Raw genomic sequence first — 16,170 nt, 5'->3', positions numbered from 1 at the left:
GCATCCGTTCCCGACGAATCCTGAGAGGTCCACATGTATCCTGAGCAGCAGAACATCAACGCCTACGAGTGCATCCGGGTGTCCCTGGCCAGCCCGGACAAGATGCGCTCCTGGTCCAAGGGCGAGGTCACCAAGCCTGAGACCATCAACTACCGCAGCCTGAAGCCCGAGCGCGACGGCCTCTTCTGCGCCCGCATCTTCGGGCCCGTCAACGACTGGGAATGCCTCTGCGGCAAGTACAAGCGGCAGAAGTTCAAGGGCGTCACCTGCGACAAGTGCGGCGTCGAGGTCACCAAGAAGTCCGTGCGCCGCGAGCGCATGGGCCACATCGCGCTGGCCAGTCCGGTCAGCCACGTGTGGTTCTTCAAGGGCGTGCCCAGCCGCATCGGCTACCTGCTGGACATCCCCCTGAAGGATCTTGAGCGGGTGCTGTACTTCGAGGCCTATGCCGTCACCGAGTCCGGCGGCACGGGCATGAAGGAAGGCGAGATCCTCAACGAGGACAAGTTCCGCGAGGCCCGCAGCCTCCACGGCGAGGGCTTCAAGGCCCAGATGGGCGCCGAGGCCATCAAGGAGCTGCTCAAGCAGGTGGACATCGAGGCGCTCACCATCGAGCTCCGCGACCTCATGAAGAAAGAGACCTCCAGCCAGAAGCGCAGCAAGATCGCCAAGCGCCTCAAGGTGGCGGAGTCCTTCCACCGCTCCGGCAACAAGCCCGAGTGGATGATCCTCGACGTGGTGCCCGTGCTTCCCCCCGAGCTGCGCCCCCTGGTGCCCCTCGACGGCGGCCGCTTCGCCACCTCCGATCTGAACGACCTCTACCGTCGCGTCATCAACCGCAACAACCGCCTCAAGAAGCTCCTGGAACTCAAAGCCCCCGACGTCATCGTGCGCAACGAGAAGCGCATGTTGCAGGAGGCCGTGGACGCCCTCTTCGAGAACGGTAAGCGCGGCCGCCTCCTGCGCGGCGTGAGCAACCGCCCCCTCAAGTCCCTCAGCGACGCCCTCAAGGGCAAGCAGGGCCGGTTCCGCCAGAACCTGCTCGGCAAGCGCGTGGACTACTCGGGCCGCTCCGTCATCGTGGTGGGACCCGACCTCAAGCTGCACCAGTGCGGCCTGCCCAAGAAGATGGCGCTCGAGCTCTTCAAGCCCTTCATCTTCAACCGGCTCGAGCACAAGGGCTTCGCCGCCACCATCCGGCAGGCCAAGGAGATGGTGGAAGAGGGCCGTCCCGAGGTCTGGGACGTGCTGGAAGAGGTCATCAAGGACCACCCGGTCCTGCTGAACCGCGCCCCGACCCTCCACCGCCTCGGCATCCAGGCCTTCCAGCCCGTGCTGGTGGAAGGCAAGGCCATCCGCCTGCATCCCCTGGTCTGCACCGCCTTCAACGCCGACTTCGATGGCGACCAGATGGCCGTGCACGTGCCCCTCAGCCCCATGGCCCAGATCGAGGCCAAGGTGCTGATGATGTCCACCCAGAACATCCTCAACCCCGCCAACGGCCGCCCCAACGTGGTGCCCAGCCAGGACATCGTGCTCGGCGGCTACTACCTCACCAAGAAGCGCACGGGCCGCAAGGGCGAGGGCATGGTCTTCGGCAGCGTCAACGACGTGGTCGCGGCGCACTACGCCGGCGTCGTGGACACCCACGCCATCATCCAGCTGCGCTACACCGGCGAGTGGGTGGACACCGAGGCCTGGCACGCGAAGGATCCCAAGAAGAACTCCGAGCAGGAGGTCTTCGAGGCGCCCGCCGAGACCGTGAAGAACCAGCTCAAGACCACCACCGTGGGCCGCGTGCTCTTCAACCGCGCCCTGCCCGCCGAGCTGCCCTTCATCAACGGCCTGCTCAAGAAGGAGGGCCTGCTCTCCCTCGTGAACCGCGCCTACAAGCTCAACGGCCCCGAGGTCACCATCCGCATGCTGGACGCCATGAAGGACACCGGCTTCCAGTGGGCCATGCGCGCCGGCGTGTCCGTGGGCATCGACGACCTGGTCGTGCCTGACACCAAGACCAAGCTGCTGCGCGGCGCCACCGAGGATGTCCGCGCCATCGAGAAGGAGGCCTACGAGGGCCGCCTCGACTCCTCCACGCGCTACAACCGCATCCTGGAAGTCTGGTCCAAGACCAGCGACCAGGTGGCCAGCGACATGATGAAGGAACTGGAGAAGCGGAACGAGAACGACACGTTCCTCAACTCCATCTACATCCTGGCCGACTCCGGCGCCCGCGGCTCCAAGACGCAGATCCGCCAGGTGGCCGGCATGCGCGGCCTCATGGCCAAGCCCAGCGGCGACATCATCGAGACGCCCATCACCGCGAACTTCAAGGAAGGCCTCTCGGTGCTGCAGTACTTCATCTCGACCCATGGTGCTCGTAAGGGTTTGGCGGACACCGCCCTCAAAACGGCCGACTCCGGCTACCTCACCCGCAAGCTGGTGGACGTGGCGCAGGATGTCATCGTCAACGAGGACGACTGCGAGACCCTCGGCGGCATCGAGGTGGAGGCCATCGTCAACAGCGACGGCACCATCCGCTCCCGCCTGCGCGACCGCATCATGGGCCGCGTGTGCCTCGAGGACATCGTGGATCCCTACGATCCGTCCATCGTGCACGCCCCCGCGGGCACCCTCATCTCCGAAGAACTGGCGTTCAAGATCGAGACCAGCGGTATCGCCAAGGTCAAGATCCGCTCCGCCCTCACCTGCGAGGCCCGGCGCGGTATCTGCGCCAAGTGCTACGGCCTGAACCTCAGCACCGGCCGCCTGGTGGATCTCGGCGAGGCCGTGGGCGTCATCGCCGCCCAGTCCATCGGCGAGCCCGGCACCCAGCTCACCATGCGCACCTTCCACGTGGGCGGCGCCGCGAGCCGCACCTCCGAGAAGAGCACCCACGAGGCCCAGATCGCCGGCATCGTGAAGTACGACGGCCTCCAGGGCAAGACCGTGGTCAACCGCAAGGGCGAGACCGTGGCCCTCACCCGCAACGGCTACATCCTCGTCACCGACGAGGACGGCAACGAGCGTGAGCGCTACAAGATCACCTCCGGCGCCATCCTCAAGGTCAAGGACAAGGAGGCCGTCGAGCCCCGAACCGTGCTCGCCGAGTGGGATCCCTACAACGACGTGCTCCTCACCGAAGTGGGCGGCGTCGCGGACTTCAAGGAATTCGAAGTCAACGTCTCCTACCAGGAAGAGAAGGATCCGATCTCCGGCAACTTCCGCAAGAAGGTCATCGATCCCACCGACGACAAGATCCACCCCCACATCAACGTCAAGGGGGACAACCACAAGGTCCTCAAGCGCTACAACATCCCCACCGGCGCATACATCGAGGTGGAGGAGGGCCAGGAGCTGCTGCCCGGCGACGTCATCGCCAAGACCAGCCGCCAGCAGGCCAAGACCTCCGACATCACGGGCGGCCTGCCGCGCGTCACCGAGCTGTTCGAGGGCCGCAAGCCCAAGGAACCCGCCATCATCAGCGAAGTCTCCGGCATCGCGAAGTACGGCAACCGCGTCCGCGGCAACCAGAAGGTCATCGTCGAGGCCGAGACCGGGGAGAAGGGCGAATACCTCATCCCCCGCGGCAAGCACATCCAGGTACAGGATGGCGACGAGATCCGCGCCGGCGAGAAGCTCACCGAGGGCGCCGTCAGCCCCCACGATCTGCTCAAGGTCCAGGGCGACCGCGCCCTCCAGGCCTTCCTCGTCAACGAGGTGCAGGAGGTCTACCGCGCCCAGGGCGTGGTGATCAACGACAAGCACATCGAGGTGATCATCCGCCAGATGATGCGCTGGGTCCTCATCACCGACGTGGGCGACACCCCGCTCATCGTCGAGGAGAAGGTGGACAAGCACCGCTTCAAGGAGATCAACGAGCAGGTCATGAAGGAGGGCGGCCAGCCCGCCACCTGCGAACCCCTGCTGCTCGGCATCACCAAGGCCGCGCTGACCTCCGAGAGCTTCATCTCCGCCGCCAGCTTCCAGGAGACCACCCGGGTCCTCACCGAGGCCGCCCTGGAAGGCCGCGTGGACTACCTCCGCGGCCTCAAGGAGAACGTCATCCTCGGCCGGCTCATCCCCGCCGGCACCGGCATGGCCCACTACCGCAACCTGGAGATCGAGGAGGGCGAGTACCCCGAGCCCACCCCCAACGAGTTCCAGGGCGGCGAGGACTTCGACGACGAATACGCCCGCATGGCCCAACACGTCGAAGAGCTCCAGGGCATGACCGAGATCGACGGCGAAGACCTGTAGTCGCAATCTTCACGACAAGAGGAAGGGCGGGAGCTATCCCGCCCTTCCTCTTGTCGGTCTTACGGGACTCCGCTGGGCTCCGACCCGGAATCTCGATAATCTTATTCTTTCCAACCGTTTCTTGATGGCCGGACCCGCGCGTAGACGGCTTATCTGACGATCTGGGTTCTCGGCCAGGTGGATTGAAGGAGAAATCATGAAAGGTATCGTGCTGGCTGGTGGAACGGGGTCGCGTCTATTCCCCCTGACCAAAGTGACGAACAAGCATCTGCTGCCGGTGGGGATGGCCCCCATGATCTGGCATCCGCTGTGGAAGCTCAAGGAGGCCGGGATCGAGGAGATCCTCATTGTGACCGGCACCGAGCACATGGGTGATGTGGTGGCCCTCATGGGCTCGGGCAAGGATTTCGGTTGCCGCTTCACCTACAAGGTGCAGGACGAGGCCGGCGGCATCGCCCAGGCCCTGGGGCTGGCGGAGAACTTCGCGGGCGGCTCCCCCATCTGCGTGATCCTGGGGGACAACATCTTCCAGGACAGCCTGAAGCCCGAGGTCGAGGCCTTCGACAAGCAGGGGAGGGGCGCCCGCATCCTGCTGAAGCCCGTGGAAGATCCTCAGCGCTACGGCGTGGCCGAGGTGAAGGATGGCCGGGTGCTGGGCATCGAGGAGAAACCCAAGGCGCCCAAGTCCAACCTGTCCGTGACGGGCATCTACCTCTACGACGCCACGGTGTTCGACATCATCCGCACCGTGAAGCCCTCCGGTCGCGGCGAGATGGAGATTACGGACGTGAACAACGCCTACATCGCCAAGGGCCAGCTCAGCTTCGGCACCCTCCAGGGCTGGTGGACTGACGCAGGCACCTTTCCGAGCCTGGCTCACGCGAACGAGCTGGCCATTCAGGAGGCGACGCCGTTCCCTCAGGCCAACGGAGGGAAGTAGCCATGGCCTTCCAGAAAGGTCCCATTGAGGGCGTGGTGATCACCTCCTTCCGCAAGTTCGTAGATGAGCGCGGGTGGCTGGCGGAGATCTTCCGCCACGACGAGCTGCCCGCCTGGTTCCGGCCCGAGATGTCGTACGTGAGCGTCACCAACCCCGGCGTGCTGCGGGGGCCTCACGAGCACGTGGACCAGGCCGACCTGTTCTGCTGGGTGGGCCCTGGCGACTTCAAGCTCACCCTCTGGGACAACCGCCCGGACAGCCCCACCTACCGGAACCGCATGGAAGTGGCCATGGGCGCCAACAATCCCGGCTCCGCCATCATCCCCAAGGGCGTCGTCCACTGCTACCGCTGCATCAGCGCCGAGCCCGGCTTTGTCATCAACTGCCCCGACCGCCTGTTCATGGGTCAGGGCAAGGCCGAGCCCATCGACGAGATCCGCCACGAGGACGACCCCGAGAACCCGTTCGTGAAGGACGAGCGCGCCCGCCGGGTGCACGCCTGATGCGCGTCCTCGTCACCGGCGCCTCAGGGCAGCTGGCCCACGCCATCCGCCTCGTCTGGGCGGGCCACGAGCTGGTGCTTCCCGAGGAATCAGTGCTGGACCTGTCGAAGGAGGCCGCCATCCGCTCGGTGGTCACCGAGGTCCGCCCCGACGTGGTGGTGAACTGCGGTGCCTTCACCCAGGTGGACCGCTGCGAGTCCGAGGCGGAGCTGGCCCACAAGATCAACGCCACCGCCGTGGGCTGGCTGGCAGAAGCCTGCGAGGCCCAGAAGGCCATGCTGATCCAGGTCAGCACGGACTACGTCTTCGACGGCACGGGCACCCGCCCCTACCGGGAGGACGATCCCACGAACCCCGTGTCCGTCTACGGCCGCACCAAGCTGGAGGGCGAGCGCCAGGCCGCCCGCTGCTCCCGGCACCTCATCGCCCGCACCAGCTGGCTCTACGACGCCTGGGGCAAGAACTTCCTGAACACCATGCTGAACGCTGCCGCCCAGGGCCGGTCGCTTCGGGTGGTGGATGACCAGCGGGGCGCCCCCACCACCTGCCGGGCCCTGGCCCGCCAGCTCAAGGTGGCCGCCGAGCAGGGCTGGCAGGGCCTCCTGCACACCACCTGCGCCGGCGAGACCACGTGGCACGGCTTTGCCCAGGCGATCTTCGAGGCCAGGGGTATTGCCGCCGACCTCAGCCCCTGCACGACGGCCGACTACCCCACCCCCGCCAAGCGCCCGGCCTATTCGGTCCTCGACGGGAGCCGCCGCCGCGGCCTCGGCCCTGACCTCATGCCTGACTGGCATGGTGCCCTCCTGGAAGTGATCCAACAGCCCGTGCTGTGATCGCCTCCGATCTCCCCTCTTTTCTTTTGTGTCCTCCGTGTCTCCGTGGTGAACCTCCATGCCTGAAACCATTCTCATCACCGGCGGCGCCGGCTTCATCGGCAGCAACCTGGTGCACCGCTGGCACCGGACCCATCCGGACGACCGCATTATCGTGCTGGACAAGCTCACCTATGCGGCCGATCCCGAGCAGATCGAGGGTCTGGACCGGGTGGAGCTGGTGGTGGGCGACATCCAGAACCTGGAGCTGGCCCGCCACCTCATCGAGAAGAACCGGGTGCAGAAGGTCTTCCACCTGGCCGCGGAAAGCCATGTCGACCGCAGCATCACGGGCCCGGCGGCCTTCATCCAGACCAACCTGGGCGGCACCTTCGCCATGCTGGAGGCCGCCCGCCAGGCCTGGGCCGGTCAGAAGAACTGCCGCTTCCTGCACATCAGCACGGACGAGGTGTACGGCTCCCTGGGTGAGACCGGCAAGTTCCATGAAGCCATGGCCTACGCCCCCAACAGCCCCTACAGCGCCAGCAAGGCCGGCAGCGACCATCTGGTGCGGGCCTACCACCACACCTACGGCCTGAACGTGGTGACGACCAACTGCTCCAACAACTACGGCCCCCGCCAGCACCCCGAGAAGCTCATCCCCCTCGCCATCACCCGCATGGCCAAGGGCGAGCCGATCCCCATCTACGGCGATGGGTTGAACATCCGTGACTGGCTCTTCGTGGAAGACCACTGCGCCGCTCTGGAGACCGTCATGCACAAAGGTTTGGCCGGCGAGACCTACTGTGTGGGCGGCGATAATGAGCAGACCAACCTGGCCCTGATCGATCTGCTCTGCGACCTGGTGGATGCGCATCTGGGGCGCCCGGAGGGCACCAGCCGGAAGCTGAAAACCTTTGTCCAGGACCGCGCCGGTCACGATCGCCGCTACGCCATTGATGCGACGAAGATCAAGGCGGAGCTGGGATGGCGGCCGGAGACGGCTTTCCATGATGGGCTCAGGGGCACCATCGAATCGCGGTTGGGATCGGCGAAGCCCAGAGCCTGAACGGCTCCAGGCCCTCCTCTCCTCGCTTCCGTCAGAGCACCTGCCCCTGCGAGAGGAGGACCACCTTGAGGACAGGGTAGGAAACGATCTGGACCGAGCTTCCGGAACGCGCGGCGAGAACGGCGGCGGCCGCGGCGCTCTGCCCCAGCATCATGAAGTGGGGTTCCATCCGGATGGCGCCGAAGGCCACGTGGGTGGCCGAGAGACAGACCGGGACCAAGAGGTTGCGGCACTCCTTCCGGCTTGGGGTGAGGGCTGCGTATCCCACGGAGAATCCCCCGGGGATCTGGGCCAGGACTCCTCCCTCGTTCTGGACCCAGCCTTGGGGGGTCACGACCCTCTGGACATGGTGCGAATCGATGGGATAGGCCATGCAGGCGATGGGGTCAGAGACCTGGACGCGACCGAATGCGTGGGCCTCCGTCATGACCGCCTCCCCCACCATCCTGCGGGCTTCGCGGACATACAGCTGGTCCGGCCATCCGCCAGTCTCGGGGAATTCATCAGCCGCAAGTCCCCAGGTGGCAGCCTGGGTGCGGATCGAGAGGGGGATTCTCGGATGGTTGGCCAGGGTCCACAAGAGCCCCTCTTGGTAGCTCCGGTGGGCGGCGAGGATGAGCTGCCGATCCGTCCACGTGGCCTCGGGGTAGGCGCGGTTCGCGCCCACATGGTCTGTGGAGAACGCGACACCGGAATTCGAGTCGACCTTCAGGTTGGGGATGGGGTCCCGCCCGAACGCCAGGGGCGTGGTCGGGGCGGCGGAGTAGAGGCGGAAGAGCAGTTCATAGTTCCGTTCGTCGTAATCCGCTGGTTTGGTGATGGGGCGGCGGTTGGAGGCCAGGGTGGTGAGACAGAGCCGGTAGGTATAGGCCTGCGTGCCCGGATCGGCTTGGCCATTGGTCGCATCCGCCAGCAGGCGGAGGCCGGGCAGCAGACCGCTCGAGGCATCCGCTTGAATCACGTAAGGGTCGATTCCCGTCGGGAATTGATGCAGGGCTGAGGGGTTCAGCTGGAGCCCGTTGAGGGTCTCACCATAGGTGGCGTTGCTCTCCCGGCCTGTAACATGGTGGACGCCCGCCGCCGCCATGAGGTCGCCTTCGTAGGAGCAGTCGATGAAGACGCGTCCAGTCACCACGCGGCCCGAGACGAGCCGGATGGACTTGATGACACCAGATTCCATGAGCACCGGGCCGGGAGCAGTGTCATCCAGCCGCTCCTGGAGGGCGACCTCGACACCGGCCTCTAGCAGCATCTTCTCGAAGATCATCTGGGCGGCGTGAGGCTCAAAGTAGCGCATCGTGCCATCCACGCCCCAGGCCCCGCTCCGGAAGGTCGTCGGAGCCTGGAGGGGCCAGGCATCGGGAGATTGGTAGTACGCGAGCATGCGCTGCAGGAACTCGCGGGCCACTCCTCCAATGACGGACACCCCCGAAGCATCGGTGTTTCCCAGGCCGTTGGTCATCATTCCGCCCACCCAGCGGTGGGGCTCGATCAGAAGAACCGAGGCCCCCATGCGGCGTGCGGTCACGGCCGCAGATATGCCGGCGGGTGTGCCTCCGTAGACCACCAGGTCCGGGGCCGAAGCTGGCACGGAGGCATACAGGTTTTCAGAAGGAGGAGGCGCCTGGGTGGACTGGTGACAGGCCAGGGTAAGCGCGACCAGAAGGCCCGTGGCCCAACGCATGAGGAGGGGATGGCGTGCAGGGGGGGTCATGGCATCCAGGGAACGGGGGGAGGGGGCTTGGCGAGGCCACACCAATCGACCCGCGCCTCGGCACGCATCGGCCGGAAAGGTTCTCTTCGGCGGCTGAGCCAGTCCCAATGATTTCGGATACGCTTGCAGTTCTCAAGGCTTCACTTGGGTGCGGGTCCCAGGTCTGGGAAGTACCTCGCTCGACGACGCAATTCCCGGCATGATTGACCCAGGGGTCGCCAGTCTTGAGGCCTGGTGCGCTTGGCCGGGAGCGCATTGGGATCCAGGCTGAAGGCATTTTCCGGAGAGAGCAGGATGGACTTCAGTCCGAAGATGATCTTGAAACATGCGGGGAGGGGCTTGGTTATCGCCCTCTTCGGAGCCGTGGGCACCCTTTTCATGAAGGACTCCTTCGTCTCCGAGGTGCGGATCGTCGCCGCCGAGGGCAAGGACCTGGGCAGCCTGTCGGGCCTGTCCGCCGCGGCCGCGGCCCTGGGCGTAGGCGGCGGCGGTACGGAAGACCCCTCGAACCTGTTCATGGAGATCCTCGACAGCCGCTGGTTGAACGAGGAAGTCCTGAAGACGACCTACACCTTCCATGTGCGCGCCTGGCGTTTCGGCCGCCCGGAACGCAACACGAAGACCCTGTTCGAGCAGCTCCAGGCGAAGAACATGGATCGGGCCGTCATGAAGATGGACGCCATCCTCCAGAACCAGCGGGATCCCCGCACCAAGCGGGTGACCATCACCGTCGAGACCCGCTCGCCGGAGCTCTCGCAGGGCGTGGCCAGGCGCGCCACAGAGCTTCTCCAGGAGTTCCTGCGGGAGCGCACCCAGACCACGGGGCGCCTCAAGGCCGAGTTCACCGCCGACCGGCTGAAGGAGGCACGGATGAACTACCAGGATGCCGAGGACCAGCTGCGCACCTTCGCCCTCAACAACCGCGGGTACGCCCAGAGCACGGACCCCGGGGTCCGCCTCAAGGGCACGCGCCTGGAGCAAGACCTGCAGCTCCGCCGGCAGCTGGTGACCACCCTGTCCCTCAGCATGGAGCAGGCCCTGCTGGACCAGAAGAACGACACGCCCCAGATCACCGTGATCGACGCGGCCAACCTTCCCGAGGAGAAAAGCAAGCCCAGGCGCTCGGTGATCGTGATCCTGATCTTCCTGCTCGGTGCCGCCGGATCCTTCGGGTGGGACAACCGGCGCTGGATTGTCGAGACAGCTCTGGGGAAGGGGAACCTGGATGCCGCCTGAGGCGGTGCCCACGCGCTTGCGCTCGCTCATCCTCGGATCCTTGGACCGCGGCCGTGCCCTGATCGCCGGCCGCACGGCCAGGAACACCCTCCTGGTGACCGGGGGGAACCTGGCGGGGCAGGCCATCGGGTTCGTGGCCAACCTATGGCTCATGCGCCGCCTGGGGCCCGAGAGCTACGGGCGATTCGGCGTGGCCGTGGCCATGATGATGCTGGCCAGCCAGCTCTCGGACATCGGCATCACCACGGGTTTCGTCCGCTACATGGCCCTCTACCATCGCGATGCCCCCGCCAAGGCCTCGCGCCTGCTGCGCCTCACCTTCCTGCTCAAGCTCGGCGTGGGGGCGGCGGTGTTGGCGGGGGGCTGGACCCTGTCCGGCGTGATGGCGGGCCGCTTTCTCCACGCGCCCGAGCTGGCGCCCCTGCTCCGCATCGCGTTCGTGGGCTCCCTGGGGGCCACGCTGTTCGGGTTCTTCCAGGCCGTCTTCCAGGCCGGGGAACGGTTCGGCCCCTATGTCCGATCCAATGTGTCCAACAACGTTCTTAAGGTGGGCCTGGTGATCGGAGCCGGTTGGGGAGGGTGGCTCCAGCCCCTCTCCGCCATCGGCATTTTCGCATTGGTACCCTTCCTCGGCGCCGTGGGCGCCTTGGCCTCCCTCCGCAAGGAGGAGCGGCGGGACATCTTCACGGGCCCCTGGGACAGTGAACTGGCACACGTGCTCATTGGGTTCAGTAAATGGATCACGTTTTCTACGGTCTGTGTTCTTGTTTTTAATAATATCGATACCTTTCTGTTGCAGCGACTTTCGAGCGCGCGAGAGGTGGGCCTCTATACGAGCGCTTGGCAGCTAGCCTCCATATTCCCAGTTGTTACAGGGGCTCTGACGACTGCGATCACGCCGAAGGTATCCGGTTATCGGACAGCAGAAGAGATGGACCGCCACATGCAAAAAGTAAAATCGGTCACTGGCGTAGCCATCGTGGGATTCTTGGTATTATCGGGCCTATCCAATTTGATTATTAAGATTTTATTGGGTCAACAATATATAGCTGCTATAAGTATATTTAATATTCTGCTATTAAGCTTCATGATCAGCTTGATCATGGCCCCCGTGAGCGTATTGTTTTTTACGATGGATAAGCCACAAGTTTTGTCCTGGTTGAATCTGATTCAACTTCTGATGGTAGTTGTTCTCGACTTGGCTTTGATACCCAAATTTGGTGGTATAGGCGCTGCTATTTCAGCTCTTATAATTAGATTTTTTGCGATTCCATATATGTTTATTTTACTTAAGAAATATCGACGTGAGTGGGCACATGGATAAGGAATTGCGCTCGCGTGTGCCTAGGTTCCTGGTCTCCGGCTGGTACGGCTTCGGGAACCTGGGCGATGAGGTGATCCTCCATGCGATCCGGCTGGCCCTGCAGGAAGCAGCGCCGGGGTGCGAGGTCGAGGCTCTGTCCTACCGGCCCGATCATACCCGGCGCTACCTGAGCCTGGGGGCCGCCCACCAATTGCCCTTCGGCTGGCGCGAGTGGGCGGGCAGCCTGCTGCGTGGCCGCGTGGGGGGGACCTTCCGGGCCCTGTGGCACTGCGATGTCCTCCTCCTGGGCGGGGGCGGTTTCCTGTCCGACTGGCAGCCCGAGGCGCCCTGGTGCTGGCTGAGGCAGGCCCTGCTGGCCCGCCTGCTGGGGAAGAAGGTGCAGCTCTACGGCATCGGCGCGGGCCCCTTCAACCGGCGCTGGGGCCGCTGGATCACGCGCACGCTGATCCGGCTGGCCGTCGACACGATCACCGTCCGCGACGTGGGCTCGAAGGTCTGGCTGGAGCGGGCCGGGGTGCCGGGCGACCGCGTGCGGGTCACTGCCGATCCGGTGTTCGGGCTCTGGAAAGGGACGGGAGAACAGACCGTGGGACAGCGCGCGGCCATCGGGCTTTCCCTCGCGCCGGTGTTCCACCTGGAGCACCTCTGGCCCGGGCAGGGCGAGCGCTACCAGGCCTACCTGCGTGCGGTGGCGGAGGCCTGCCGTGTGCTGGCGGACAGGGGCTACGAACTGCGCTTCCTCCCCATGCAGGAAGAAGTGGACGGCAAGGTCTTCCAGGACCTCGACGCCCTCCTGCCCGGAGTGGTGTCCTACCAGCCACTCCCGGAGGACGTGGACGGGGCCATCCGTGAGCTGGGCCGCCTGGATGCACTGGTGGCCATGCGCCTGCACGCCGGCATCCTTGGCGCCCTCCAGGGGGTCCCCCCGGTGGGGATCATCTACCATCCCAAGGTGGCGGCCTTCCTGGATCGCATCGGCTTGCGCCACCTGGCCGAGGAACTGGGCGACGGGAGCAACTGGCGCGAGTCCTCCCTGGACGCGACCCGGCTCGTGCAGTCCGTGGAGACGGTCCTGCGGGAGCGCGGCGACCTCCGGCAGGGGATGGCGGCCCGGCTGGCTCCGCTGCGCGAGGCCGCGCTGGCGACCGCCCGTTGTGCGGTCGAACTGGCGGGGCCGCGATGAAGGTGGTGATGGCCTGCTGGCGGTTTCATCCCCATGCAGGTGGGGTGGAGCGCCACGTGCTGGAGGTCTCCCGGCGTCTGATGCGGCGTGGCCACGAAGTCGTCGTCGTGACCGAGGCCCACGAGCCCGACCTGCCGGTCAGGGACGTGCTGGAACTCCCGGAAGGCCGGCTGGAGATCCGGCGCGTTCCACGGCTTGAGCATGGGCGGGCCAGGTTCCTGCGCCCGGCCTGGTGGCGGGGGTGGGCCCGCGCCGGCGCGGCCTTCCGCGAGGCGGGCCTGCTGCACTTCCACGACTACCCCCCTTACCTCTACTGGTTCCTGCCTGTCCGGTGGCTCTTCCCGGGGAAACCCGCCTTCGTGACGTTCCACGGCTGGGAAGGAGCCTGCCCGCCGGACCCGCGGGTGGTGCGGATCCGCCGCTGGGTTGAGCGGTGGACCCGGGGGAACATCTGCGTTGGGGCGTTCATTCCGGTGTGGTACGGCACCCGCTGCCGCCACCTCACCTACGGTGGCGTGGAGGCCCCGTCGCCGGCGGCGGCCGAGGGATCCGAAGGAACCAGCGGCCTGGTCTTCCTGGGGCGCCTGGCGGAGGACACAGGCGTCCGCCAGTGTCTCGAAGCTTCGGCGCTGCTCCAGCGGCAGGGCGTCGGAATTCCCCTCACCCTCTGCGGAGATGGGCCGCTCCGGGGGGAGCTGGAGGCCCGGGCCGAGGTCCTGGGGCTCCAGGCAAAGTTCCTGGGCTGGGTCCGAGAGCCCGCACGGGAATTGGCCCACGCCAAGCTGGTGTTCACGTCGGGATACCTGGCCATTCTCGAGGCCATGGTCCAGGGGAAGGTGGTCTGCGCCACCTACGACAACCCCTTGAAGGAGGACTACCTCCGCCTGTTCCCCGAAGCGGAATCCCGAATGGTGGTCGCCGGGGATGCCGAGAGCCTGGCCGCGCGGATGGCCGGCCTGCTGGCGGACCCTGGGCACCTGCGGGTCATGGGGGAGGAGGCCGGGGCCTGGGCCCTCACCCAGACCTGGGACCGGGTGGCGGATCTGTACGAGGACCTCTGGGGGCGCGGATGAAGGTGTCTCTGGTGAGCACCATGCTCAACGAAGCGAAAGGGCTGCCCGAGTTCCTGGCTTCGCTCGAAGGCCAGCGGCAGGTGCCGGACGAGTGGGTGGTGGTGGATGGCGGCAGCACCGACGCCACCCTCGATCTGCTCCGCGACTTCGCGGCCCGCGCCCCTTTCCCGGTGCGCGTGCTGTCGGAACCGGGCTGCAACATCGCCAAGGGCCGGAACCTGGCGATCCGCCAGGCCGCCTTCGACCTGATCGCCGTGACCGACGCCGGCTGCCGCCTGGATGTCGCCTGGCTCCAGGAGCTGGTCCGTCCCTTCGAAGGCGAGGGCGAGGGCGAGGCCGAAGGCGCCGCGGCCGTGGCCGGATGGTACGAACCGGATGTGCGCACCCCCTTCGAGCGGCGCGTGGCCATGGCCACCTTCCCTCGCCTGGATCGCTTGGATCCTGCCGCCTTCCTCCCATCCTCGCGCTCCCTGGCCTTCCGGCGGGAGGTGTGGGCCCAGGTGGGGGGCTACCCTGAAGCCCTGCGCCTGGCCGGTGAGGATACGGCCTTCGACCTGGCGATCCTGGCGGCCGGGCACCGGTTCTCGTTCGCCCGGGGCGCGATCGTGCGGTGGCGCCCCCGGGGAACCTGGAGGAGCCTCCTGCGCCAGCAGTACCTCTACGGCTTCGGCGACGGCGAGGCCGGCCAGAATCTCCCGGTGGCGGTCCGGAACGGGGTGAAGGTGCTCCTGGTCGTCTCGATGCTGGCGGGGCTGGTGGTGCGGCCCTGGATCGGGGCGCCTCTCCTGGCGGTGGTCCTCGGGGCCCGGTTCATGCAGTTGGGAAGGGCGGGCTGGGCCCTCCGGGATAGGGTGCCCTCATTGGTGTTGTTCCCGGCCCTTTGGGGGCCCCAGGCGCTAGGATACCTGGCAGGCCTGCGGCATCGGAGCCGCACCCGCCAGGCCCACGAGACCGAGTAGGGAGGGAGTCATGATGCGACGACTGCTGGCCTTCGTGCTTGGGGCGTGCTGCCTGGCCATGGCGCAGGTGCCTTCGGACTACCGCATCGGGGTCTACTACTACCCGGGGTGGAAGGCCACGGCCAAGGAGGACCCCTGGGCCAAGATCAAGCCATACAAGGAGCGGGAACCGCTGCTGGGTTTCTATCCCGAAGGCGATGTGGCCACCGCTGAAACCCAGCTCGGCTGGATGCATCAGTACGGGATCGATTTCGTGCTCTACGACTGGTACTGGTCGCCCAGCGGCCAGACCTACCTCAATCATGCTGTGGACGCATACCTGCAGGCCAAGAACCGGACCCAGGTGAAGTTCGGTTTGATCTGGTGCAATCACACAGATATAGTTCCGAGCAACCTAGCGAACTTCGACGCCATGGTGGACTACTGGATCAAGAGTTTATTCTCTCAGCCCAGTTACCTACGGCAGGATGGCAAGCCGGTAATGGTGATCTATTCGCCTGCGGAGCTCTACAAGACGGCTCGTAAGATCGGCACCACCTCTAACGCCCTGCTGGCAAGGGCCCGTGCGAAAGCGCGTCAAGCCGGTTACCCGGGGATCTACTTCTTGGGGTGTACTGCGGCTCAGAAGGAGTATGTGAATGGTCTGATCATGGGTGATGGTTACGACGGGCTGACAGCCTACAACTACGGCAGGGGCGCTAGTGGAGAGGTGGATTACGACAAACCCCTCCCCTCCACGTTTCTGGCCTTGGCTGAGGGCTACCGTGAGAACTGGGATTGGATTATCAAGCAGGGGACGCTTCCCTACTGGGTACCTGTCATCGCTGGCTGGAACAAGCGCCCCTGGGGTAGCAACACACCGCATGACAATTGCGTGAGCACCCCCCTTACCTTCACCCAACACCTACAGTCGGCGAAAGTCTACCTGGACAAGTACCCCCAAAAGACTCAGAGAACAGTTGTGATCTGCGCCTGGAATGAGTTCGGAGAGGGTAGCTACATCGAACCCACCCGGCAGGCTGGGAAGGCCTATTTAGAGGTTGTCCAAAACGTTTTTCGAAAAAAATAGGTCCAAACTGGATGCTAATCTCGTCTTT

At 65.5% G+C, this 16,170-nt stretch carries 12 protein-coding genes; 11 read left to right on the top strand and 1 reads right to left on the bottom strand.

Annotated elements, in window-relative coordinates; all coding sequences use genetic code 11:
* Positions 1-33: 33 nt before the first annotated feature.
* From rpoC to rfbB, 5 genes are all read left to right on the top strand, one after another.
* Complete coding sequence (gene rpoC, locus MLJ35_RS13280) at positions 34-4,257, top strand: DNA-directed RNA polymerase subunit beta' (RefSeq protein ID WP_243384750.1); 4,224 nt, start codon at positions 34-36, stop codon at positions 4,255-4,257.
* Between the two features lie 196 nt (positions 4,258-4,453).
* A complete protein-coding gene (locus MLJ35_RS13275) occupies positions 4,454-5,197 on the top strand; it encodes a sugar phosphate nucleotidyltransferase (RefSeq protein WP_243384749.1) in 744 nt (247 codons plus the stop codon).
* 2 nt (positions 5,198-5,199) lie between these two features.
* A complete protein-coding gene (locus tag MLJ35_RS13270) occupies positions 5,200-5,700 on the top strand; it encodes a dTDP-4-dehydrorhamnose 3,5-epimerase family protein (RefSeq protein WP_243288275.1) in 501 nt (166 codons plus the stop codon).
* Positions 5,700-6,536, top strand: a complete 837-nt coding sequence (gene rfbD / locus MLJ35_RS13265; RefSeq protein WP_243384748.1) for a dTDP-4-dehydrorhamnose reductase — start codon at positions 5,700-5,702, stop codon at positions 6,534-6,536. The genes MLJ35_RS13270 and rfbD overlap by 1 nt, the downstream gene beginning before the upstream one ends.
* Before the next feature lie 58 nt (positions 6,537-6,594).
* Positions 6,595-7,584 (top strand): dTDP-glucose 4,6-dehydratase, encoded by a 990-nt coding sequence (rfbB, locus tag MLJ35_RS13260; protein ID WP_243384747.1) that lies wholly within the window; start codon positions 6,595-6,597, stop codon positions 7,582-7,584.
* Between the two features lie 31 nt (positions 7,585-7,615).
* Here the strand turns inward: rfbB and MLJ35_RS13255 are convergent, their stop codons facing one another.
* Positions 7,616-9,298, bottom strand: a complete 1,683-nt coding sequence (locus MLJ35_RS13255) for an FAD-dependent oxidoreductase (protein ID WP_243384746.1) — start codon at positions 9,296-9,298, stop codon at positions 7,616-7,618.
* 339 nt (positions 9,299-9,637) lie between these two features.
* Here MLJ35_RS13255 and MLJ35_RS13250 point away from each other — a divergent pair, with 339 nt between their 5' ends.
* Genes MLJ35_RS13250 through MLJ35_RS13225 form a run of 6 tightly spaced genes read left to right on the top strand, consistent with a single transcriptional unit; the run spans position 9,638 to position 16,142 of the window.
* A complete protein-coding gene (locus tag MLJ35_RS13250) occupies positions 9,638-10,534 on the top strand; it encodes a GNVR domain-containing protein (protein ID WP_243286949.1) in 897 nt (298 codons plus the stop codon).
* Positions 10,535-10,574: 40 nt separating this feature from the next.
* Positions 10,575-11,858 (top strand): flippase, encoded by a 1,284-nt coding sequence (locus MLJ35_RS13245; RefSeq protein ID WP_243384745.1) that lies wholly within the window; start codon positions 10,575-10,577, stop codon positions 11,856-11,858.
* 4 nt (positions 11,859-11,862) lie between these two features.
* A complete protein-coding gene (locus MLJ35_RS13240) occupies positions 11,863-13,041 on the top strand; it encodes a polysaccharide pyruvyl transferase family protein (RefSeq protein WP_243384744.1) in 1,179 nt (392 codons plus the stop codon).
* Positions 13,038-14,114: a glycosyltransferase family 4 protein gene (locus MLJ35_RS13235; protein ID WP_338028461.1), complete on the top strand. Its 1,077-nt coding sequence runs from the start codon at positions 13,038-13,040 to the stop codon at positions 14,112-14,114. Before MLJ35_RS13240 ends, MLJ35_RS13235 begins: the two co-directional genes overlap by 4 nt.
* Positions 14,111-15,073 carry a glycosyltransferase gene (locus MLJ35_RS13230; RefSeq protein ID WP_243384742.1) on the top strand — a complete coding sequence of 321 codons (963 nt, stop codon included), beginning with the start codon at positions 14,111-14,113 and terminating at the stop codon, positions 15,071-15,073. Before MLJ35_RS13235 ends, MLJ35_RS13230 begins: the two co-directional genes overlap by 4 nt.
* A gap of 13 nt (positions 15,074-15,086) precedes the next feature.
* Entirely contained in the window at positions 15,087-16,142 is a 1,056-nt protein-coding gene (locus MLJ35_RS13225) for a glycoside hydrolase family 99-like domain-containing protein (RefSeq protein ID WP_243384741.1), read from the top strand.
* The last annotated feature ends 28 nt before the right edge of the window (positions 16,143-16,170 follow it).

The sequence above is a fragment of the Geothrix alkalitolerans genome (assembly GCF_022808885.1).
In the GTDB taxonomy this organism is placed as follows: Bacteria; Acidobacteriota; Holophagae; order Holophagales; family Holophagaceae; genus Geothrix; species Geothrix alkalitolerans.
This window is presented reverse-complemented; position numbering and strand designations above follow the sequence as displayed.